Origin of the sequence: Acinetobacter sp. FDAARGOS_559, from assembly GCF_003940475.1 — a bacterium.
GTDB lineage: Bacteria > Pseudomonadota > Gammaproteobacteria > Pseudomonadales > Moraxellaceae > Acinetobacter > Acinetobacter baumannii.
Genome location: NZ_RKJG01000005.1, coordinates 2451863 through 2471135, shown reverse-complemented (window position 1 = coordinate 2471135; position 19273 = coordinate 2451863). Strand labels below are relative to the sequence as shown.

Below are 19273 nucleotides of genomic sequence, written 5' to 3'. Positions count from 1 at the left end.
CGAAAATATTTTCTATAAATATACAATTTCAATTACTACTTCCCCTCTTAAGCAGTTTCTTTCAAAACTGTATCTTTACTAAACAAAATAAAGAAAAGATATCCCAGAAAAACTAACCAACCAGTTGCTACTTTTGCATATAAATAATAGTCTAAACCATAGCTTTGATTAAAAAACAAAGGGTATATATAATATAAAGCCAAGATGATACATACACTTAGGTTTACTAGAACAATTTCTCTTCTTAAATCCAGTCCATTCATTACATGATAGTAAATCGCTGTAAGTGCAAAGGGAATAACTGCCAAGGTTGCTATATGCATTTGTTCAGTTAAAAAGCCATAATTAGTAAACTTCTTAACAAAATAATCCATGCAAAAATTGGCTGCAATGACACCCACTATTGTAATACCAAGCGTAATGAACGTTTCTCTCCAAAAAAAACGCTTACCAGCTTCACAGCTTTGTTTGATAATTTTTACAAATAAGAGCTCAGCAACTGTTGCTGGTATAATCATTAAGGCAGTGAAAGCAAATAAAATAATACTATAGTGCCCTAGTTCCTCTCTGCCATTTGAATAGTCAATAAAAAATCGATCCATAACTAAATATAGAAAAATCATTAGTGAATTTATAAATAACAAAAAAGATGGTAAAGCTATTTCTTTAATAACTTTCTTAATTCTCTTATATTGAATAAAATTAAAAAGCTCTCTTTCTTGATAAAACAAAATAAGACTAAAAAATAGATAAGATAAAATTAAAGACACAAGATAAATATTAAAATCTAGAGTATAAAAATATAAAACTATAGAAATTAATAGAGGAAGTAGTTGATTATAAAAAACCAGATTTAACATTTTTGTTAAACTATTTGTAGCACGATAGTAGGCTTTTATAATATTTCCTACTGCAATAAAAATACCACTAGCTGTAAGTACTGATACTATAATATCAGCATCATTTAATATAACTGCCGCCAAAAGAATAAATAATGAGCCAATAAATGTAGTAAATAAAACTGTTGCAACTAAATATTTCTTTTCCTCTTCTTCAGCAGTAGGAATATAGCGATCAAGTGAAAATCTAGCACCTAGATGTGAATAATCTACAAACTGCTGCCAAGTTTTAGCAAGTGCCAAACTTCCAAGCTGATAAGAGCTTAAATACTTCATCAGCAACAAGTTAAATATAATATTTAAAAACTGAATCGTATAATTCAGTACTATATATATTAGCCCTTTTTTAAACATTGCTATTTACTACATCGTTTTTAATTTCTTCATAGAAGCTATCCTTCATCGCTTCACCATTTTTAAAGTTTTCAATAATTTCTTTATATTTATCTAAATAAACCTCTGAATAAATCTCACCTGGCATAATATGGCTTCTAGGTAAAATCTTAGAATGACGTCTACTTTGTGCAACCATATAAAGCAATACTAATGCTCTATTTATTGTTTCACTATTTAGCCTATCAATTTTGGTAATATTATCTAACATACTGTAGTATTCTTCTACAGTATCTGGTTCCTTAGCAATACCAAATCCATAATAATAACCCTTACCAGCAGTTACTGCCGGTATACCAAGACAACTAAACTCTAGACCAGCTGTGCCTTTTGCAGTAACAATATAATCCGCAAAATTGACAATTGAATTTGTATTTAAATTATTCGGTAAAATATAGATATTACCTAATTGATAATTTTCTAAAAGCTCTTCTACTGCTCCCTTTTCATTCCACATATATGAACTAGGGTGAGCTTTGACAAATACATTAACTTCTTTATTTTTATTCAAATGTATAAGAGTCTTAACTAAAAAATCGTAGTAATCTTTAAACAATAAACCTTCTCCGACATGTGGCGCGTCTGAAAAAGCATGAGACATTACCACAATATTTTTTTTGTTCTTATCTACTTTCGGAAATATCTCTTTTAACTCATCTAAGTTATAAGTTTTTTTATTTAAAAATGCATTTTTAACATCTATTTGATCAATGTTTCCATTAAATCTATTTTCAACATACGCTTTAGCTTCTTCCAAGTATTCAGGTGATGATAGTTTTTGGTTAAAAAGTTCTATCGAGGGCTTAAGAAAATGTTCTTTTATATTTACAGATGAGTTGTAGCATTTATATGCATAAATATCTTTTAAGAAAATCACATTTGTATTACTTACTTTTTTTAATTGTCTAGGCAACATTCCAAATTCAGCATATACATTATGACTCGTAACTAAATACTTTGGTTTATATTTCCTAATCAAGTATTCATTATTATAAAAGGTCAAGAATGCTCTAAAAATTAATCTATAATGCGTAAATTTGATTTGATTAATAGTATATGTATTTGGCTTAAATCTAATAAGAGTATCATAGATAAGCTCACCTATCTCGACACCCTTATGCGTAAGATTAGCTAATTTACTTCCATCTTTATATAAAACAACTGTTTTTAATGTTGCGAATAAGGCAGGAATAAAGACTAAAGGATTGAGGTATCCTTTCCACCACATATAAAAATCATTTATATTAAAAGACTTATAAATATGAGCTACATCATTACTTTCTTCGTAAAAACCTCTTAAAAAAACTACCGGTTTTGCTCCAGTAACTTCTTGAACCGCTTTACCTATTCGTGCTTTATCCATAATACTTGCTGGACAGGTAATCTGGCCCTCTATTAGGCAATAACTATTTTCGGTAATAGAAGAGTCTTCTTTTTTCCAATATTGATAGTTGAGTTCAGTGAACTCATTTTCTATTTGATTAGATTTATATGGCTTAACATAATTTACAATAGTCTTTAAAATATTAATCATTGCGTTGATCCTTAAACGTTAGAGACTAAAGCCATCATCTACAATAATATTTTGACCTGTTACATATCTTGATTGTTCAGAAAGCAAGAATAAAACTGAACCCAAGATTTCTTTAACATCCAACATACCAGCTCCATGGGTATGGCTCTTATATGCTTCTAAAAATGGTTCAGGTTGATGATCAAAGATACCGCCTGGACTTACACAATTAATACGGAACCGACTATCGTTGACATAAGCAACTATGTATTTGTTTAAATGGAGTGTTGCCGATTTAATTGCAGCATACTCAACAGGCATTGTCATTTTAGTGTTGTTATAAATATCAAATTTTGGAGCAACTACACCATAAATAGATGAAATATTTACAAGCGAAAAAGGAGTCTGGTATTGTGTAAAATATTTTGCACATTGCTGAGTGAACAAAAACATACTACCTAAATGTAGTGATAAGTTCTCATTAAAGCTTTCAAGGGTCACATCAAAAAAATGTGAACCATATGTCTTATTACGTGGATATGTTGTATTAACAGCTCCATCAATTTTAAGATCTGTTGAAAAAAATGACTTTACACTGGATTCACTTGTTACATCTAAATAAATAATTGATAAATTTTCATTATTTAAATCTACACCAAGCGTATTTAATCGCTCCCGCATTAAGTCTACACATAAATCAGCGGCGATTACTTTTGCACCTTGCTTTAACATTGAAGCAACTAGATGTATACCTAACAATCCACCAGCTCCTACAATAAGAATTTTTTTGTTATTCAAAAAATTATTCATAAATCACCTTTATTCTAGAGGCTGTATTTCTAGCATTAACGCCAGTGATTAAGGTTGAAATTGACTTACTCATATTATCCCAACTTATTGCAGGTTCTTTAGTTTTAATTTGATCTATAAAACAACCTAACATTCTCTTAAAAGATGTAAAGTTATCTCTAATTTCAAATTTTTCACATTTTTTAGTGCCAAATATTTCATAGGAAAATGCTAATATATTTGAGCCTAATGTATCTATTTGTACTGTCAGGTTATCACTACAATATAAAAAATATGAATCATAACTATTATGCTTAATACAATTAATATCTATTATATCTATATCTAAAATACCTAGAGTTGCATCAAGCATATGAATACCATATTTTTCCCAATCGTTTATTACTGCTGCTCTAATTAATTTAATATCACCAAATTTTTCTAGGTTTTCTCTCACATCATCTAACTCTCTGCAATAACGAAAACCTGAACATGACATAATTAATCCTTTATCATAGAAAGGCTTATACCATTGCAACTCTTCCTTACTTAAAGTTAATGGCTTATCAATTAAAACTGGTATATTTTCCTCTAAAAAACACTGTGCAATTTCTTTATGAATCTCATAATCATCTCTAGCTATAATAACCCCATCAATATAACCAATCATATCCTGATAATTGGAAACCACATGATCAATTTTACTACACCGCGCAATTTGTTTACTTAAATCCAGTGATTGAGTCCATATATGAGTAACTCTAGCATCTAAAGAAGCAATTTCATCTTGCTCACGTTTTTCTAAATAATTAAGTATTCCTAACCATTCAGTTTTCAGATAGGCCTCTCGATTATATCCATTTAAAATAGATGAGAATGAATAGGGATGACCATTCTTCGGACTATATCCAATAATTCCAAGTCTTAACATTTTTAAAATACCACTTTTTCTATTTTTTCATTACCAATACCTTCTAACCAGTTAATACCATCTAAATCAGGAAAGAGTGGAACCTTATAGCCTAACCAATAGAAAAATTGATGCTGATTTTTACCATTTCCATCTAATAAATATTTGATTGTAGGCAAACAAACTATAGCATCTATTAAAGCATCTGGACTCATTTCACTTTTAACCGGCCCTGGACTCATCAAATTAATTGATATATTATAATTTTCAACCTCTCTAGCCAAAGTTGTTGTTAGACTATTAAGAGCTGCTTTTGATGTACTGTAAAGTGAAAAGCCAGGATAACAGTTTAATGGAGCTCCCGAAGTTAAATTAATTATTCTTCCAAAATTATTCTCTTTCATTTTTTCTAAAAAATTATTAATAATCATTATTGGTGCAATAGCATTCACATTAATTGAATATTCTAAATTTTTTATTTTATTATTATCTAAAAAACCAGCATCTAATACACCAGCACAATTAATAATATAAGAGCAATGACCAACTTTTCTATTAATTAAATCTAAAGTTTCTAACAGTTCTACTTTATTAGAAACATCACAACTATATGCCATTACCTCAGGATTATCTTTTATTATATTTTCAACTCTTCTTGAAATAGTAACTATATTAAATACTGATTTAAGTTCTTTTACTAACATTTTACCAACACCACTACTAGCACCTGTAATTAAAATATTTTGCTTAGTTATCTTTTTCATAGAAACTCACCTTAAGATTTAATCAACAATTCTTCTGCTATTATAAAATCAATATTAAAGTCAATATCAATCGATCTTTCTCTCGGCATTTTTACTGCAGCTATATTACCAAATAATACGGAAATACCTGTATCTGGTAATTTATCAATATTGAATCCATATACTGCACCATTCAGTTGATATGCTTTCGGTAATTTCTGTCTCGGCAGCCATGGAATTGCCCCTTCTATAAATGGACAGACATGACTATCTTCTATTTTCCATGCTCTATGAGGATTTAATTCAGCCTCCATAAATGTAGCAGCTGAATCATTTTCTATTAATTTTTCAATTACATTATCAACATCTTCTACACTTCTTAGAGGACAAGTTGGTTCTAATACAATTAAATATTTTGCACTTTCCCCCTCTCTTTTTAACTCTTTAATCATGTATCTTAAAGTATCAATTAATAAAGAATTATCTTGTGCTAAACTTTCTGGTCTTAAGTAAACTTCAGCATCATAGCTCTCTGCAATTTCTTTTATTTTCTGACCATCAGTTGATACTAGAATTCTATCTATGTATTTAGATTTTTTAGCAGTATCTATAGGCCATGCTATTAAAGGTTTACCACCAAGTAATTTAATATTTTTATCTTTGATAGACTTACTACCAGCTCTCGCTGGAATAACTGCTATTACTCTTTTATTGTCTATCATCAAATTAACCCTATAACCTTAATATCTTGTTGTGCTTTATGATAATCTTCAATCTGACCTATATCTAACCAATACTCATGTAATGGATAACTTACTACTTTCTCAAATTTAGCCATTTGTTGCTCCAAAATTGTTGGCATCCCGATAAATTTTGCTTCAACTTGTTGCAATATTTTAGGGGAAATTACATAAATACCAGTATTAATATTAAAATAATAACTTGGTTTTTCAGTCATGCTTTGTATTACATTATCTTCAGAGTTAACTACGCCATAAGGAATTTGATATTGGAACTCTCGCACGCACATCGTAGCAATAGCTTCGCGCTTTTCATGAAAATCCAATAACTTTTCAAAATTCATATTTGTTAATACATCACCATTAATCACAATGAATGGCAATTTAATATCTGATGCTGGCAATAAACTCAATGCACCGCCTGTACCAAGTGGATCAGTTTCATGTACATATTGAATCTGTACGTCAAACTTCTCGCCATTACCAAAATGCTCATTAATCACTTCTGGTAAATAGTGGGTAGAAATATAAAATTTGTAAAAACCTTGATTTTTAAAGCTTGAAATAATGGTTTCTAGTAAAGGCTTACCCCCAACAGGTAACATCGGTTTCGGGCATGTATCTGTAAGTGGGCGTAAACGCGTACCAAAACCTCCAGCCATAATAAAAACTGGATTTTCTTTGCGCTTTTTACGAATCAAATCATCAAGCGTAATAATATTAACGAGTTGATTATTTTTAATTATTGGTAATGCCAGATAGCTTTTTTCACGCATGATCTCAAAAATCTGACGATTATCTAAGCTACCTTCCTCAATGCTATATGGGTTGGTATGCATAATTGTATCAACAGATGCATGTAAATCTTGCCCTTTTAAAAGACCTCTACGGATATCACCATCTGTAATACTACCGATTAACTGATTGTTATCATCTACAACCAAAACAATTCTTAAAGCATATAAATCAAGTAGCTCTAATGCTTTCAAAATTGAATCATTTTTATGCAAAATTATATTATTAACATCTCTAGTCACGACTTAATTCCTTAGCAGGTGATCCAATATAGACCTTATTCGGTTCCGTATGTTTCACAACCACAGCACCCGAGCCTATAACGGAGTTTTCACCTAAATATTTCAATTGCTCTGGACTTTTGCCCGGCAAAATAGCAGCATTTGTTCCAATGTAAGTGCCTTGCTTCAAATGAATACAACCAGACACATTAACACCTGGCATGACAGAAACGTAGTTTTCTAGAATACAGTCGTGCCCAATTGTGCTGTTAAAACTTACTATAATAAAATGACCAAAACGACATGAATTTGTAATTCTCGCTCCAGCCGCAATTACCACACCTCTACTATGTTCTAACAGCTCTCGAATACCATACCCAAGTGATGATTGAGAATGAATCAAATTGGGATAAGGTAAATCGGGATAAGCTTCATATATTCTTTTACGAATCTTTGGATCAGCAACACCTATCGCATATACCGTATCCGTTAATGTCGATATTGCTGATTCTGGCAAAATGGGGAAACCAAGTAAGGTGTCGCCATCTTTGGCATTTCTTTCTAAAAAAAATATATGGCGGTAGCCTTGATCTATTGCTAAATCTACTAGCTCTTTTGCAAAGCCACCTGAACCAAAAATTGCCAGTTTTTTCATTTAAATTTCAATAAAATCGTTCTTTTTAAAGCTACGTTTTGCTTTTGTACCAACAACATCCCAATACTTATTTGGTTCTAAACAAACGCGACCTGCTCGTTTTGTTGTGACATTGTCAGAGGTTAAAAGCTCCCCTTCCGCAATATCTGTTTTAGCCACAATGCTACGACGTACTAGATAATAGTTATCGCTCTCTTGCTCTAGCATAAATTTAATACCATCGCCCAAAGCTGCATATGTTTTATGCAAAATTTCGATATAATGTTTAAATTCATCTGGTTCCATTGATGCTGCATGGTCTGGGCCAGCCATCGTTTTATCTAATGTAATATGCTTCTCGAAAATGCGAGCACCAAGACTTACACCAATAACCGCCGCGTATTCATCAAGCGTATGATCAGAAAACCCGGTTGCCAAATCAAATACATTTTTTAAAGTTGAAATGGCTTTAAGATTACTTTCTTCAAATAATGCTGGATATTGAGTTACACAGTGTAAGATAGAAACCTGTTCTTTCAACTGTTTACGTACTGAAATTTTAGAATAAGCTTCTCTAAATAACTGCTGAGATGGTCGAACTTCCGTTCCCTTATCGATAACAAAAGCAAATACTGATAAGGCTTGTTCAATATCACCTAGGCTAGCTGTTCCTGTAGATAAAATGACATGCTTTTTTGAACATGCAATTTCATAGAGAAACGGTAAATTTGAAATATCAGCAGATGATACTTTCAAGTAAGGTACATCGATCTCATTCACCAAGAACTTCAAACTATCAGAATCAAACGGCGTTGAAATAAAAGTAATTTGATGCTCATCACAAAATTTCTTGATTTCTTCTGTTTGCTCATAAGTCAATTCTAAACTTTTCACAAGCTCTAACTGACTTTGACTAGAACCTGTATTTTCTTTTTGATACGCAGCCATTTCAGTTTGATCAGACAATAGGCTATCTGCTTTAAATGTCTGAAACTTTACTGCGTTTGCACCACAATCTTTGGCTTTTAAAATAAGCTCTTTTGCTAAATCTACAGAACCATTATGATTTACACCAATCTCTGCAATAACATAAATTTCATCTTGATTAAAGATCATAAAATGGCGCCTTCTTCTTAAAATCTGTCGTTTTAATAACTTCAATTATTTTTTGAGAGGTATTTCCTAAACCTAAAGGTGGAACTACCTGACTCAATTGATCCTTTGGAAAATTTATTGCCTTTTGCAATGCTTCTACGATTTCATTTTCGTCTAATCGGACATCAAGGATAGATTCGCAACGTAGACGACCTTTTTGCCGATCGCCAATATTTACCGTCGGAACCTGTAATGCCGGTGCCTCAGATAAACCACTTGAAGAGTTACCTACCATTGCTAAAGCATTTTTTAAAACACTTAAATAGTTCTGGATACCAAAACTCTTTACAAGTAACACGCGATCTGGCAACTGGGCTTTTAAATCTAACATTGCCTTAACAATATTAGTATTACCGTTATCTGCATTAGGATAACTAAAGATAAAGTTGACGTCGTTAATCTGCTTAAGCGCATCAAATAACGGAGCAACATTTTCTTCTAATAAGTTTGTTTCAGGATGGTAAGTGATTAGGAAATATGGCTTTGAAAAATCAAAGTCATATAACTCGCTCAACTCTGAAATACTTTTAAATGTAGTCCGTTGGATATGGTCTAAACCAAGTGCTCCTACATTAAAAACTCTTTCTGGCTGTTCACCTAACTGAATAATCCGCTTTTTATATTCTTCTGCTGCAGCGAAGTGAATATTAGACATTTTAGTAATTGCATGACGAATTGATTCATCATATGCACCTTCGGTAATCTCGCCACCATGTAAGTGAGCAACAGGTACATGCATGATTAAGGCAGCTTGCGTTACCGCTAATGCTTCAAAACGATCACCCAAAACAACTAATACATCTGGTTGCATACGCTTAAGTGCATCTGCAAATCCAAGCAGGCCTACACCCATTGATTTTACTACAGCTGATGATGTATCGGATGACAAAAGCATTTCTACCGATTCGGTAATTTCAAAACCATCTTTTACAATTGTTTTCCATGTTTCGCCATGCTCTGGTGAATAGTGCATAGCTGTTGCCAAAATTTGTAATTCTAGCTCTGGATCCTGCTGAATATCTCGCATCAACCAATACAGCAAACCATATTCAGCTCGAGTTCCTGTAAAAACAGCTATTTTCTTCATTCTCATTACTCCAGAGGAACCGAACTTGGAATATTTACAACTCTCTCTTCTAGCCACAATGAGTTAGTTAAATCACCTTGTAATGCATTTTCATACATTGGTAATCTGGTCATTAAAGTCCAGATAGGACGAGTCATAACCTTATTTGAATTGGTTTCATCCAGAATCAAATCTCTTTGAGTTTTATCTTTGCAAATAATTGCATTTAACCAATAGTTAGATTGGCAATTTTCAGGTTCTATAAAGAATGAAATATCAGTATCTTTAAAGAAATTTTGATATTGATGGGCTAAATCACGTTTTTTACTCAGGAAACCTTCTAAGCTTTCCATTTGCGCGCAACCTAAAGCAGCATTCAAATTCGGTAAGCGGTAGTTAAAACCATTTTCATCATGGTAAAACTCATATGGATGCGGTATTTTTGCAGTTGTCGTAATATGCTTAGCTCTTACACCAAGTTCTTCATCCTGACATAAAACCATACCACCACCACCCGTTGTAATGACTTTATTTCCATTAAAACTAAGTGCTGAAACTAAACCAAAAATTCCAGTATGTTTACCTTTGTAGTAAGAACCCAAACTCTCCGCAGCGTCTTCAACTAATGCAATATTCCACTTTGTGACAACTTCTTGAAGCTCATCAATTTCAACTGGATGGCCAAATGTATGCATTGGTACGATTGCAGAAATACGTTTATTAGTGGCTTTATGTGTACATACACCTTGATCATCAAGAAAAGCGTTTTCTTGCAAATAAGTATCTAATGCTTTTGGGCATAAACCCATTGTTTTCAATGAAACATCAATAAATAAGGGCTCTGCACCGATATAAGACAAAGCATTACATGTCGCGACAAAAGTTAGCGCTTGCGTAATTACAATATCGTCGCGCTTTACACCAGCCAATAAAAGTGCAATATGTAATGCCGCTGTACCATTAACAGTCGCAATAGCTTTAGCACAGCCTGTAAAGTGTTGAATCTTAGATTCAAATTCATTTACATAAGCACCGACACTAGAGACGAAAGTGCTATCAATCGTATCTAGTACATATTTTTTTTCGTTACCTAGAAAACGAGGCTCATGTAATGGAATAAAATTATTGGTCTGATAGATATCACGTACAATTTGATTAAATTTAGAAGTATCCATTACATTTTCCCATCTAAATATAGCCCTGTTTCTTTATGGCCAAAGTTAGGCATCATATAATTAAATAAATCGACGATTTCTTCTTTGTTCCAATGTTTACTTAGAAGCATAGAGTTAATTTTTTCTTCAAATACTTGTAACTTATCTTCTTCAATATTTAGCTCGTTTTTAATAACACCTAAATTATTAAACCGTTGCATATCTAAAGTTTCATTATCTGTAAAGAACTCTTCAAAATCTTTCTCACCTGTTGTTGTACTACCAGTAAACAAACAAGGCCACTTACCTTGCTTTGGTAAGGTTTGGATTAGGCTACGAGCTTCATCTTCAGACTCACATAAATACGGCTCATATCCAAGGTTATTAAGATATTTGACTGCAATATCAGCAAAAGTAATGAGGTGTAAATGCTCACTAAGTTTAGGGAAGAAAATATCTCTATTCTCACCTAGTAAACAAGACATGAGACATAACTCACCTGACTCTTTTGGAGTAACAAAATAACGGCGAATATCATTTGGAGCTGCAATTGGTTGGTTTTTCTGAATCCGCTGGTTAAAACCATGCAATAAAGAACCATCAGAAAAAGCAACATTAGCAAAACGAGCAGTTGAAATATCAATATATTGGCTTTGGCGCATTAAGAACATTTCCATAATACGTTTAGAACCACCCATCATATTGACTGGATTAGCTGCCTTATCTGTAGAGACACAGAAGTATTTTTTTACACCTTTTGCAATAGACTGTTGAATTGTTTTTTCAGTATTTAAGATATTGACATGAATCATGCGCATCAATGTAAAGGGATCTTTTTCACTACGCACATGCTTTAATGCAGAAAGATTAAGTACATAGTCAAAATCTCCATCATTCTCGATATATGCATCATATTCAGCTGAACCAATATCTAATGCGAATGTTTGGAAATCGCCATCAATATAGCCAAAAGAGCTACGAATATCACGAACAACTTCTGTTAGGTTATTCTCAGAAATATCAACAACATGAAGCTTTTGGGGATTGCGTTTAAAAATTTCTTTAACGACCGCTTGTCCAATAGATCCAGCCCCACCCAAAACTAAAAATTTTGATGAGGAAACAATTTCGATTAACTTATTATTCCAATGTTGAATATCTTCAACAAAAAGCTCTTGTGTTCTGCCAATTAAATTTAATTGAATATCTGTAGACATTATAAAACCCTAATCAAAGTCTAATATTTGAACTTTCTTTATCCAAAACATATTTCAAATCATAAAGAACATGCTTCTCTTTACCTAAAGCATGAAACTCTTCCACACTCATGGACTTAAACTGATTATGTGCTACCGCTATGACGATCGCATCATACAAGCCTTGTTGTAATTCTTTAATTGGCGCTAAACCATATTCGTGTTGTACTTCTGTATCATCTACCCACGGGTCATAGATATCTAAATCTAAATCATATTCTTTCAAGGCCTTGATAAAGTCGACAATTTTTGTATTACGAATATCAGGACAGTTTTCTTTAAAACTAAGTCCCATAACTAAAATACGAGCACCAACCACCTGAATACGTTGCTTAACCATCTCTTTAATGAGCTGAGTTGCTACATGCTCACCCATACGATCATTTAAACGGCGAGCTGCTAAAATAATTTCAGGATGCAAGCCGATAGATTGGGCTTTATGAGTAAGATAATAAGGATCCACACCTATACAATGCCCACCTACCAAGCCTGGACGAAATGGTAAAAAGTTCCACTTTGTTCCAGCTGCTTTAAGTACATCTTCGGTATCAATATCTAATTTATTAAAAATAAGTGCCAATTCATTAATCAGAGCGATATTGACGTCACGCTGAGTGTTTTCAATTACTTTCGCTGCTTCTGCGACTTTTATATTCGGCGCCTTATGAGTGCCCGCCTCAATAATTAAATTATAAACTTCATCAATATAATCAGCCACCTCAGGTGTTGAACCCGATGTAATTTTTAAAATATTAGTTACACGGTGCTGTTTGTCACCAGGATTAATGCGCTCTGGACTATAACCAGCAAAGAAATCTTGATTAAACTTTAACCCAGATACTTTTTCCAAAACAGGAATACATACCTCTTCTGTCGCACCTGGATATACGGTAGATTCATATACCACCACGTCTCCTTTTTTAAGCACTTGACCAATACTTGTCGATGCTTTAATTAAAGGAGTTAAATCAGGCTGTTTAAAATCATCAATTGGTGTAGGTACAGTGACTATAAAAAAATTAGAGTCCTGTAAATCATTTAAATGAGCAGTATAGTTGAGGTGAACAGCTTGCTTTAACTCTTCAGGTGAAACTTCTAAGGTATGATCTTGACCATTCTTAAGCTCATCTATACGTTTTTGATAAATATCAAAGCCGACAACTGGTACTTTTTTTCCAAATTCAACTGCCAACGGCAAGCCAACATAGCCCAACCCAATAATTGCTATTTTTAATTTGGCAATTTGCATATAAACGAGCCTTTTTCCTTAGAGTTTATATCTAATAAATCATGCTTTTGGCACTAACAGTGCAGCGTACTATATCAGATTTTCTTTTAGCACCGTACGTCAATTGTATAAATGTGTTTACAACATCTATAAGTAATCTTTTCCAATTTAGTCAAAACTATACATTTTTAATATTTCTACACCGTGACTACTGATTAAAAGCCCGACCTAGATATACTAAACATACAAAGCCTTGCGATTTTTCAGTGTTTTTTCATTTCTTTTAAGCTAGAATCTGTGCATCCTGCGTTTAATAGACACTTGTCACTATGCAGTAGACAATATCAATTAAAGATAAATACACAAAGGGTTGCGTGTGAAGTATTGCCAGTTTTTCTCTGTTCTTGCCTTAAGTTTAAGTGCTGCTAGTTGTGCAGTCACTTCCGGCTTACAAACTTACGATATCCCAAATGAAGGCGTTTATAAAACTGACCTCGGAACAACAGTTAATGTAGTAAAAATTTCTCAAGAAACATTACCGGCAATTCAGCCTGCACAGGTCGACTATCAACGTGACTATGCAACTCTTTTTAAAACTCAACAATCCATATATCGTTTAAGTCCTGGTGATGTGCTTTCTATTCAACTATGGGCCTATCCTGAAATTACACCTCCTGTAAACAGCATTAGTAATGAACAATCTATTCAAGCAAATGGCTACCCAATTGACCAAAGTGGATATATTCAATTTCCTTTAGTTGGAAGATATAAGGCCTCTGGTAAAACACTTGCCCAAGTTAACCGTGAATTACATAGCCAACTGGCTCGGTTTTTAAAAAATCCTGATGTTATTGTTCGAGTTCTTTCTTATGAAGGACAGCGTTTTTCAGTACAAGGTAGTGTGCTAAAAGGTGGACAGTTTTACTTAAGTGATCAACCTGTAAGTGTATATACTGCTCTCGGCCTAGCTGGTGGAGTGACAGATAAAGGTGATAATACTTATATTCAACTTATTCGTAATGGAATTACCTATAATTTAAATACAATCGAATTAGAAAAAGCTGGTTATTCGCTACATAAATTGCTAGTTCAACCAAATGATACTATTTACGTTAGCACTCGTGAAAACCAGAAAGTTTATGTTATGGGTGAGTCTGGTAAAAACCAAGCGTTACCGATGCGTGACCAAGGGATGACTTTAAGTGATGCTCTAGGTGAGAGTTTAGGTCTAAATCCTCTATCTGCTAGTGCTAGTCGTATTTATGTTTTACGTACCAATCCTAATGACCGTACGACTGAACTATACCACTTAAATTTAATGAGCCTTGGCGATTTCGGTTTAGCAAATCAGTTTAAATTACGTAGTAATGATATTGTCTATGTAGATGCAACCGGTTTAACCCGCTGGCAGCGTGTCGTCAACCAGATTATTCCTTTCTCAAGTGCGCTATATAACATAGACCGTTTGGGACAATGATATTTATGCAATTTAAAAATATTTTAGTGGTCTGTATAGGAAATATCTGCCGTAGCCCTATGGCAGAATATTTGCTAAAACAGCAATATCCACAATTAAATATTGAGTCAGCTGGTATTTCAGGACTCACTGGCCATCAAGCTGATGAAAAAGCTAGACTTTGTATGCAGCGTCTAGGCATTGATATGCAGCCTCATATTGCCCGAAAACTCAGTGCTGAGCACATCAAAAAAGCTGATCTGATTTTAGTGATGAGCCAAAATCAGCAAAAACATATTGAACAAACCTGGCCTTTCGCGAAAGGAAAAACCTATCGTTTAGGGCATTGGCAAAATAAAAATGTGCCCGATCCGTATCAACATGATCAAGCTGTATTTGATGAAACTTGCCAACTCATTCAACAATGTGTGGCTGACTGGAAACCTTATATTTAACGCCTAGATTTTTAAGCTTATGAACCAAAATACTAATACCGAAGATACAATCGATTTAAAAGAATTGTTTTTTTCACTGATTGCACAGTGGAAGCTTATCGCTCTATGCGTTATTTTAAGCCTAGTATGTGCTCTATTGTACTTACGGGTAACCCCTGATACTTATTCAGTGGATGCACTGGTTCAAGTTGAAGACAGTAAAGGGGCTTCTGCTGCGCTTTTAGGTGACTTATCACAAATGATTGAGCAAAAATCACCAGCTCAAGCAGAAATTGAGATTTTAAAATCTCGTTTAGTTTTAGGTTCAGTCATTAAAGACTTACATCTCAACATACAAGTTTCTAGTACCGAAAATACATTTACTCATCGTTTATTGAGTAATCCAGAATATAAAACTGAATATACTAAGAAATCTGTTATTTTTAAGGATGGATTAAAAAGTTTTGATATCCATCAGTTTGATATACCAGCTTATTACTTAGATAAAAATTTATTTCTTGATTTTGATAAGCAGTCTTTACGTTTAACTAACCCTGAAACCGAAGAAGTTATCTTAACTGTTCCATTAAACCAAGCGAACCATGTTGCAGGCCCTCATGGTTTATGGAAAATTGCCATCTTTACTAAAGATCAATTTGACGCGACCTATAATATTACCAATTTATCTTTACCAGCTGCCGTAAATGCACTTAGTGCAAACTATGCTGTAGCAGAACGCGGTAAGCTTACAGGAGTTTTAGGTCTTAACTATCAAGGGCAAGATAAAGAACATATCACTAAAGTTTTAAATGCTATTTTAGCGACTTATAGTGCCCAAAATATTGAGCGTCGCTCGGCTGAATCAGCTCAAACTTTAAAGTTTTTAGATGAACAGCTGCCTGACCTTAAAAAACAACTTGATGATGCAGAACGTCAATTTAATAAATTCCGTCAACAATATAATACAGTTGATGTGAATAAAGAATCTGAGTTGTATTTAACTCAAAGTATTACATTAGAGACTAAAAAGGCAGAGCTTGAGCAAAAACAAGCGGAAATGGCAGCAAAATATACCGCTGAGCATCCGGCAATGCGCGAAATAAATGGTCAGCTCGCTGCGATTAATAAACAAATTGGCGAACTCAATAGCACCTTAAAACAATTACCTGACGTACAGCGTCAATATTTACAGCTTTATCGTGAAGTTGAAGTCAAAACCCAACTCTATACAGCCCTTTTAAACTCATACCAACAGCTTCGTATTGCCAAAGCTGGTGAAATTGGAAACGTGCGTATTGTTGATACTGCTGTTGAACCCGTAGAGCCAATTAAACCGAAGAAACTGCTCGTTCTAGTTTTATCACTTTTTGTTGGTGGTTTTATTGGAGCTTTAATTGCTCTGCTACGCAATATGTTACGTAGTGGTGTGAAAGATTCTAGTCAAATTGAAAATGAACTAGATTTACCGGTTTATGCAACTGTACCTCGCTCTCCTATTCAAGAAACTCGTATGAGTATTTTGAAAAAGAAAAAGAGTATTCCTATTCTTGCGGTTAAAAATAGTGATGATATAGCGATTGAAAGCTTACGTAGTATCCGTACAGCTATTCACTTTGCATTAGCAAATGCAAAAAATAATATCATTATGATTGCAGGCCCATCTCCTGAAGTTGGTAAATCATTTATTTCAACTAACCTAGCAACTATTTTTGCCCAAAGTAACAAACGTGTATTACTGATTGATGCTGATATGCGCCGTGGTTATATGCACAAATACTTTGATGTTGATGTGAAGCCGGGTCTATCAGAATTATTAAGCGGACAAGCTGATCTGTCACAAGTATTACATAAAACACAAGTTACAAATCTTGATGTAATCACTCGCGGTAAGAGTCCAATAAATCCTTCAGAAATGTTAAGTTCTATACAGTTCAAAGACTTACTAGAGAAGTTTCAGGCCCAATATGACCACATCATTATTGATACTCCTCCTGTACTTGCGGTAACCGATGGTATTATTATTTCGCAATATACAGGTGTGAACTTAATTGTTGCTCGTTATGCTAAGTCACATATGAAAGAGCTTGAATTAACCATTAACCGTTTTGAACAAGCTGGTGTTAAAGTCAACGGCTTCATCCTTAACGATATTCAACGCTCTAGTGGCGGTGGTTATGGTTATAACTATGCTTATGCCTATAAGGCCCAAAAAGAAGACTAATTAAAACTCTTCATAAAACCGGATCAAATGATCCGGTTTTTTTTATTTGCTTTTTAAGTTTTGCCACATTAAAACTAACTAAAATATATAAAAAACCACTCGTTTTTTTTGTTAAACATTCTATGCTTAAGTCGAAGCATGCTAAGATCGAAGCAGCCTTTTAGACTCAAATGATTATTTTTGGAACCTTTTATGAGTAAAGCCTTACCCATTGCTGTCGCTGTAGTTTTAGGCGGTGCTGCACTTGTACCTGTATATTATGCAACTCAACATCCGACCACAGAAGTCGGACGTAAAGCAGACAAAAATGCTTCTCCAATTCAAAAAATCAGTTATGTTCTTGGGTATGAAGTTGCTCAACAAACCCCTCCTGAGCTGGATACCAAAGCATTTGTTCAAGGGATCCATGATGCGCGTAATAAGCAGCCTAGTGCTTATACTCAAGAAGATTTAAAAGCTGCCGTTGCTGCTTATGAAAAAGAGTTACAACAAAAAATGCAGCATCAAGACAAACCTGAGCAAGCAGGTACGGCTGCTGACTCTGCAGATGCACAGTTCCTTGCAGAAAACAAAACGAAAGCTGGCGTAAAAACCACTGCATCAGGTTTGCAATATATCATTACTAAAGAAGGTACTGGTAAACAGCCAACTGCTCAGTCTATTGTTAAAGTACATTATGAAGGCCGCTTAATTAATGGACAGGTTTTCGATAGTTCTTATAAGCGTGGTCAACCAGTAGAATTCCCGCTTAATCAGGTCATTCCAGGTTGGACTGAAGGTCTTCAACTCATGAAAGAAGGTGGAAAAGCGACTTTCTTCATACCATCAAATCTTGCATATGGCCCACAAGAGCTTCCTGGAATTCCAGCAAACAGTACACTGATTTTTGATGTAGAACTCATTTCAGTGAAATAATAACAATCCAGGAGAGTCGTTATACTCTCCTGTTTTTTTTTGGAAAAAGACATGAAAAAAATCAGTTTGGTTATTGCAGCGTCAACGATGAGCTTATCTGTTTTTGCTGCTGCACCGATAACAAATAAAAGCCCGGCAAAAGATCAATTTAGTTATAGTTATGGTTATTTAATGGGCCGTAATAATACTGATGCGTTAACAGATTTAAATCTTGATATTTTTTACCAAGGTTTACAAGAAGGTGCTCAAAATAAGACAGCACGCCTAACTGATGAAGAAATGGCGAAAGCAATTAATGATTATAAAAAAACATTAGAAGCTAAACAGCTAGTCGAATTTCAAAAACAAGGTCAACAAAACGCTCAGGCTGGTGCAGCTTTTCTGGCAGAAAATGCTAAAAAATCTGGTGTGATTACGACTAAATCAGGTCTGCAATATCAGGTATTAAAAGAAGGCACTGGTAAAACACCTAAAGCCACCTCTCGTGTAAAAGTAAACTATGAAGGACGTTTACTCGACGGAACTGTATTTGATAGCTCAATTGCACGTAATCACCCTGTTGATTTCCAGTTAAATCAAGTGATCGCCGGATGGACCGAAGGCTTACAAACTATGAAAGAAGGCGGTAAAACCCGTTTCTTCATTCCAGCAAAACTTGCTTATGGTGAAGTTGGTGCTGGGGATAGTATCGGTCCAAATAGTACTTTAATTTTTGATATTGAGTTGCTACAAGTTTTGCCAAAATAATTTT

18 protein-coding genes are annotated in these 19273 nt (G+C 33.9%); 5 read left to right on the top strand and 13 right to left on the bottom strand.

The genetic code is table 11. From position 1 onward, the window contains the following. Nucleotides 1–47: 47 nt before the first annotated feature. The 13 genes from EGS71_RS13375 to tviB are packed head-to-tail and all read right to left on the bottom strand — an operon-like array spanning nucleotide 48 to nucleotide 13517. Nucleotides 48–1253, bottom strand: coding sequence for an oligosaccharide flippase family protein (locus EGS71_RS13375; protein WP_000473103.1), 1206 nt, complete (start codon nucleotides 1251–1253; stop codon nucleotides 48–50). Next, entirely contained in the window at nucleotides 1246–2826 is a 1581-nt protein-coding gene (locus tag EGS71_RS13370) for a hypothetical protein (protein WP_000608242.1), read from the bottom strand. The genes EGS71_RS13375 and EGS71_RS13370 overlap by 8 nt, the downstream gene beginning before the upstream one ends. Before the next feature lie 18 nt (nucleotides 2827–2844). Then, entirely contained in the window at nucleotides 2845–3615 is a 771-nt protein-coding gene (locus EGS71_RS13365; RefSeq protein WP_001058736.1) for an oxidoreductase, read from the bottom strand. After that, nucleotides 3608–4525, bottom strand: coding sequence for a Gfo/Idh/MocA family oxidoreductase (locus EGS71_RS13360; RefSeq protein ID WP_000944970.1), 918 nt, complete (start codon nucleotides 4523–4525; stop codon nucleotides 3608–3610). Before EGS71_RS13360 ends, EGS71_RS13365 begins: the two co-directional genes overlap by 8 nt. 2 nt (nucleotides 4526–4527) lie before the next feature. Next, nucleotides 4528–5268 carry an SDR family oxidoreductase gene (locus tag EGS71_RS13355; RefSeq protein ID WP_000724429.1) on the bottom strand — a complete coding sequence of 247 codons (741 nt, stop codon included), beginning with the start codon at nucleotides 5266–5268 and terminating at the stop codon, nucleotides 4528–4530. An 11-nt stretch (nucleotides 5269–5279) separates the two neighbouring features. Then, nucleotides 5280–5969 carry a cytidylyltransferase domain-containing protein gene (locus tag EGS71_RS13350; protein WP_000566731.1) on the bottom strand — a complete coding sequence of 230 codons (690 nt, stop codon included), beginning with the start codon at nucleotides 5967–5969 and terminating at the stop codon, nucleotides 5280–5282. After that, entirely contained in the window at nucleotides 5969–7024 is a 1056-nt protein-coding gene (locus EGS71_RS13345) for a nucleotidyltransferase family protein (RefSeq protein ID WP_002009447.1), read from the bottom strand. Before EGS71_RS13345 ends, EGS71_RS13350 begins: the two co-directional genes overlap by 1 nt. Continuing rightward, complete coding sequence (locus EGS71_RS13340) at nucleotides 7017–7658, bottom strand: sugar O-acyltransferase (RefSeq protein WP_000731732.1); 642 nt, start codon at nucleotides 7656–7658, stop codon at nucleotides 7017–7019. The genes EGS71_RS13345 and EGS71_RS13340 overlap by 8 nt, the downstream gene beginning before the upstream one ends. Then, entirely contained in the window at nucleotides 7659–8753 is a 1095-nt protein-coding gene (locus tag EGS71_RS13335; RefSeq protein WP_002009517.1) for an N-acetylneuraminate synthase family protein, read from the bottom strand. Further along, nucleotides 8743–9879, bottom strand: a complete 1137-nt coding sequence (gene neuC, locus EGS71_RS13330) for a UDP-N-acetylglucosamine 2-epimerase (protein WP_000717543.1) — start codon at nucleotides 9877–9879, stop codon at nucleotides 8743–8745. Before neuC ends, EGS71_RS13335 begins: the two co-directional genes overlap by 11 nt. Before the next feature lie 5 nt (nucleotides 9880–9884). Further along, a complete protein-coding gene (locus EGS71_RS13325) occupies nucleotides 9885–11033 on the bottom strand; it encodes a LegC family aminotransferase (RefSeq protein WP_031946074.1) in 1149 nt (382 codons plus the stop codon). Then, nucleotides 11033–12229, bottom strand: a complete 1197-nt coding sequence (locus EGS71_RS13320; RefSeq protein WP_002009393.1) for a UDP-N-acetylglucosamine 4,6-dehydratase — start codon at nucleotides 12227–12229, stop codon at nucleotides 11033–11035. Before EGS71_RS13320 ends, EGS71_RS13325 begins: the two co-directional genes overlap by 1 nt. Before the next feature lie 13 nt (nucleotides 12230–12242). Next, complete coding sequence (gene tviB / locus EGS71_RS13315) at nucleotides 12243–13517, bottom strand: Vi polysaccharide biosynthesis UDP-N-acetylglucosamine C-6 dehydrogenase TviB (RefSeq protein WP_001165096.1); 1275 nt, start codon at nucleotides 13515–13517, stop codon at nucleotides 12243–12245. 355 nt (nucleotides 13518–13872) lie between these two features. Between tviB and EGS71_RS13310 the strand changes: the two genes are divergently transcribed. The 5 genes from EGS71_RS13310 to EGS71_RS13290 all read left to right on the top strand — a co-directional run bounded on the left by EGS71_RS13310 (nucleotide 13873) and on the right by EGS71_RS13290 (nucleotide 19269). Beyond that, the gene (locus EGS71_RS13310) at nucleotides 13873–14973 is read left to right on the top strand and encodes a polysaccharide biosynthesis/export family protein (RefSeq protein ID WP_000872582.1); all 1101 of its coding nucleotides are present in this window, start codon (nucleotides 13873–13875) and stop codon (nucleotides 14971–14973) included. 5 nt (nucleotides 14974–14978) lie between these two features. Further along, the gene (locus EGS71_RS13305; protein ID WP_002009509.1) at nucleotides 14979–15407 is read left to right on the top strand and encodes a low molecular weight protein-tyrosine-phosphatase; all 429 of its coding nucleotides are present in this window, start codon (nucleotides 14979–14981) and stop codon (nucleotides 15405–15407) included. Nucleotides 15408–15426: 19 nt separating this feature from the next. Further along, nucleotides 15427–17607, top strand: coding sequence for a polysaccharide biosynthesis tyrosine autokinase (locus EGS71_RS13300; RefSeq protein WP_031946073.1), 2181 nt, complete (start codon nucleotides 15427–15429; stop codon nucleotides 17605–17607). A gap of 192 nt (nucleotides 17608–17799) precedes the next feature. After that, on the top strand, nucleotides 17800–18522 hold the full coding sequence (locus tag EGS71_RS13295) for an FKBP-type peptidyl-prolyl cis-trans isomerase (protein WP_000030395.1): 723 nt from the start codon (nucleotides 17800–17802) through the stop codon (nucleotides 18520–18522). A 51-nt stretch (nucleotides 18523–18573) separates the two neighbouring features. After that, entirely contained in the window at nucleotides 18574–19269 is a 696-nt protein-coding gene (locus EGS71_RS13290; protein ID WP_000724220.1) for an FKBP-type peptidyl-prolyl cis-trans isomerase, read from the top strand. The last annotated feature ends 4 nt before the right edge of the window (nucleotides 19270–19273 follow it).